General features: G+C 35.6%; 5 protein-coding genes. 3 read left to right on the top strand and 2 right to left on the bottom strand.

Annotation, left to right across the window (positions count from 1 at the left end; translation table 11 throughout):
• A partial coding sequence (locus tag JUE67_RS12350; protein WP_203637182.1) for an HNH endonuclease family protein occupies window positions 1-1,277 on the top strand: 1,277 nt, incomplete at its 5' end.
• A gap of 109 nt (window positions 1,278-1,386) precedes the next feature.
• On the opposite strand, the gene JUE67_RS12355 is transcribed toward JUE67_RS12350, so the two are convergent.
• A complete protein-coding gene (locus JUE67_RS12355; protein ID WP_001748110.1) occupies window positions 1,387-1,731 on the bottom strand; it encodes a type II toxin-antitoxin system PemK/MazF family toxin in 345 nt (114 codons plus the stop codon).
• Window positions 1,725-1,988: an AbrB/MazE/SpoVT family DNA-binding domain-containing protein gene (locus JUE67_RS12360; RefSeq protein ID WP_001748109.1), complete on the bottom strand. Its 264-nt coding sequence runs from the start codon at window positions 1,986-1,988 to the stop codon at window positions 1,725-1,727. The genes JUE67_RS12355 and JUE67_RS12360 overlap by 7 nt, the downstream gene beginning before the upstream one ends.
• Before the next feature lie 85 nt (window positions 1,989-2,073).
• On the opposite strand from JUE67_RS12360, the gene JUE67_RS12365 reads away from it, so the two are divergent.
• Both JUE67_RS12365 and JUE67_RS12370 read left to right on the top strand, forming a co-directional pair.
• Window positions 2,074-2,661: a site-specific integrase gene (locus tag JUE67_RS12365; protein ID WP_125766265.1), complete on the top strand. Its 588-nt coding sequence runs from the start codon at window positions 2,074-2,076 to the stop codon at window positions 2,659-2,661.
• 355 nt (window positions 2,662-3,016) lie between these two features.
• On the top strand, window positions 3,017-3,229 hold the full coding sequence (locus JUE67_RS12370; protein WP_027822200.1) for a hypothetical protein: 213 nt from the start codon (window positions 3,017-3,019) through the stop codon (window positions 3,227-3,229).
• Window positions 3,230-3,883 lie beyond the last annotated feature (654 nt).

The raw sequence follows: 3,883 nt of genomic DNA on the forward strand, positions 1-3,883 counted from the left end.
TTTATATCAGTACCCTGTTCACTGGCAATTCCAAAAGAAATGCCCCTAAACTTCGCGAGGAGATAAATGGCTGTTGGAAAAAGATCTATAATTATCTTGGCAAAAACCCTAGAAATATGTTACCAGATGATAGTTTTCTTATGGCACATACAGTATCCTATTTTTCCAAGGAAAAAAGAATAGGAAACCATAACTATAACCAAAGGTTCATTGACAATGGCAGGCTTTCACAGTTCTTACTTGATCAAAAGTTTACCGACAAAAATGTGCAAAGTGGAAATTTGTCTCCAGACGATATTTTCCGCTATATAAGCAGTTTAAATTCCAGTATTCAAATTTGGTATGTCCTTAATTTTCCATTGGATGAAAGGATAGCCCCCATCATATCCAAGAATATCCGTATTTACTTGATCAAACTAGCATCTTTGGAATCACGTATACCTCGTTATCATCCTAATATGCTGGATTGGAAAAACGAAGTATTGTTTTATTTTCTAAAAACGCCTTCTGAGGTATCACGTTTAAATTTTCTGGAGCAATTAGATAGGTATTACTTTATCCAAGGATTCTTTGCCAGTGCTTACAGTGCTTACATTCCTTTTTTCAGCTTGAGTCATGAAATCAAGTCCGTAATCCACAACAGTAATGAAGATGCTCCAGATAAAATAACACAACAAATAAAAATGACTATTGATAAGTTTGTTCAAACCGAACAATATAAGGAAAGTATTTCTGCCATTTGTAAAGAATTATCAATTACCGGGTTCTATAAGTCCGGTCGCGCAGCTTTCCCAACAAAACACGTCTTGGCTTGTTATGTTATATATCTAGCTGAAAAATCTAAAGAACAAATGAGTCTTGAAGATATCTACCAGTTGTTTTTCGCTATTACCGATGAGTTTCAACCAACATTAGAACATATTTATCCGCAAAAAGTCTCTAAGACAACAAATTGGAATAACTATTTTAATCAGTATAGTCAAAACCAAAAAAATAAAATTAAAAATTCAATAGGTAACCTCGTTATAATTAATCGCAAAAAAAATGATAGACTTAGTAATGCTTCTTTTAAGGACAAAAAAGAGCACGGCAATGTTTGTTTTAAAAATGGTAGCATTGATGAACGTACCATTGCTCGCAACAATAATTGGACTTTGAAAGAAATAAAAAATCGAGGGTTAGATATTTTTAATTTTATTAATACTAATTGGGAAATCAAAATTCCAAGAGATCTACGCATAGACTTTATTGGCCTAGGTAAAGTTGTAACAAGATGAGGGTTATAATATACAAATCGCCCCTCGAAAACGTTGAAAGAATAACCCCCAATATCTATAATGTAGATATTGGGGGTTATTTGTCATTATATGCCAAAAACAACTTCTTCTATTTGTCATCAATACTAAACAATAATTTGTACAAAGTGATTATTTCTTCTAGTTCTTCACGCGATACATGATCGACAATAGTTTCATCAGTGACATGTCTTGCCCGTAAATCTAAGGCTATGGTTTGATCTAATAATACTTTTCCATATACTGTTTGACTACTAGTTAGTCGATGATACATTGGAAAATTACGCTTGGTACTGCTAATTGGAGCCACAATCGTCATGTTACTTGTCTGACAGACTAGATCATTGCTTAGCGCAATCGCTGGTCGCTTATTCATCTGTTCATGACCACGGCTTGGATTAAAGTTAACATAAAATATATCACCTTGGCTTACCATTGAAGTTCATTACCTTCTGACTTTCCCCAATCAAGCTCGTGATCCCTTTTCCCGTCATCTTGCCAATCCTTAAATAGTTCGTGAATATTGGTTGGGTTCTTTTTTATTGGTGTTAAAACAATTGATCCATTTTCAATGGTTATTGTCATATCTTGGTTATCATCTAATTTCAGTTGTTTAATAATTTGGCTAGGAATTCTAGCAGCTTTCGAGTTTCCCCACTTTGCTAAGCGTGTTTGTTCTTTAATAAGTTCCATATTTTCCCCTCCTAAATTATTATTACAAGCCAAGTATATCCCATGTAGATACGTAATGCAAATATTCTTACTGGAGGTCATTTACATGCAACAAGTTGTCTTACCCATCAAAGATTCAAATGTTCTCAAGGAGGTTCAAGATACCTTACTCAACAACTTTAAAGCTGGCCGGCGTAACTATACAGTTTTTCAAGTTGGCAAAGCGACACTGTTGCGAGTCAGTGATGTCATGCGCTTAAAACAAACCGATATTTTTAATCCGGACGGTTCTATTAAACAAAATGCGTTCATTCACGACCGAAAAACGGGTAAGCCTAATACCTTGTATCTTAAACCAGTTCAAACAGAGCTCTTATTGTATCGTCAATGGCTGCTTGATCATCAGCTGGATTCTGAATGGCTCTTTCCTTCCCTTCAACACCCCGAGCGCCATATCACGGAAAAACAGTTTTACAAAATCATGAGCAAGGTTGGTGATCTGTTAGGCATTAATTATCTAGGTACCCATACGATGCGCAAAACTGGGGCTTATCGTGTTTACACGCAATCAAATTACAATATTGGCCTAGTCATGCACTTACTAAATCACTCAAGTGAATCAATGACTTTAGCTTATTTAGGCTTGGATCAAGCAAGTACAGAAAACATGTTGAACCAAATTGATTTTGGGTAAATTAGTTTGATTTTGTTGTCGCCAACGGCGACTTCTGGTACAGGTTTTTAATGGGTCTAGCACAACATAGAATAAATTCTATGTGTAAGTGCGCATTGACCTCGTTTAACTCGGTCTACTGATAACCATAAAATCAATTTCTGCCGTTGTTGAGTTAACTGTATTTTTAATTCAATTTATGTTTTCACCTAACTAAGATTGTTATGTTTTAAATACTTAAAAAGTATTACGGATTACGCTGGTTTAAGCCAAAACTTCTTAATTGTTTTGTGCAGAGAAACTTTATAATTTTGGTAGCAAATTTTGAATAACGGTACTGTAAAATCTGTAAATCTAAACTGAAAGCATTATTTTGATGTTAGGAGTCATTAAGATGGACGAAAAGAAAGTATTAAAACCCATTGATGAAATGCTTGCTGATCCTTGGCAAGTTGATATTCAAGAATTGTTTGAAGCTTCTGTCAATGAACCTGACGAGATCAAAAAGAATTTGTATGATTCCCTGTATACTTATGTTTTGCAAAAAAGACAAGAAGATATTATTAATCGTCCTGGCTTCGTTATTTAGCCCTCTAAAAGCCTGCTGAGGGCTTTTTATTTTTGCTTTGGTATAAATATATATAAACAGTCTCAAAATCGCTAGAAACGAGAAATAAGGCCCTTAAAAACGAATATAGCAGTTAGATTCTTGTTAAGATTCAAAAAAACTAACTGTTTGCTGTCAATGGTAGCGGACGAGCGTAGCGTGGGAGCATAAGGAATTGACAGCTCTAAACCAGTCTTAACACTGAAATGGCGAAAGCCAAAGTTTTATAGAAACTTTGCTTTCCTGCCTAACGGCGAGTGAAAAAGCGGTCAAGCTGGTTCAGCTTGGACGGGGTACGGGGCGTCAGCGCCCGTATTGAATGTGGCTTGCCACACCTTTTAGGCAACGAACGTAGTGAGGCGCAAGGAGCGTAGCGACTGAAGTTTAATGTGAGCCGGTTTTTGGATCACTCCTTTGTGTTTTTTGTTGCTAAGTTTTGACTTCGTACAGTGGTACCTCTTTTAAACCTCTTTTATAAACCTCTTTTAAACCTCTTTTAGACCCCTCTTGAGCCTTACTCTCCCAAGACGTACAGGGGTTTATAGATAGAGTTTTGTCTGTTTATAGATAGAGTTTTGTCTGTTTATAGATAGAGTTTTGTCTGTTTATAGATAGAGTTTTGTCTGTTTATAGATA

Origin of the sequence: Lacticaseibacillus mingshuiensis (assembly GCF_016861785.1) — a bacterium.
Lineage (GTDB): Bacteria > Bacillota > Bacilli > Lactobacillales > Lactobacillaceae > Lacticaseibacillus > Lacticaseibacillus mingshuiensis.

Coding starts and splice junctions, on each gene's coding strand:
- JUE67_RS12355 (WP_001748110.1), bottom strand. CDS start 1,731: ATGGTAAGCCAAGGTGATATATTTTATGTTAACTTTAATCCAAGCCGT.
- JUE67_RS12370 (WP_027822200.1), top strand. CDS start 3,017: ATGTTAGGAGTCATTAAGATGGACGAAAAGAAAGTATTAAAACCCATT.
- JUE67_RS12360 (WP_001748109.1), bottom strand. CDS start 1,988: ATGGAACTTATTAAAGAACAAACACGCTTAGCAAAGTGGGGAAACTCG.
- JUE67_RS12365 (WP_125766265.1), top strand. CDS start 2,074: ATGCAACAAGTTGTCTTACCCATCAAAGATTCAAATGTTCTCAAGGAG.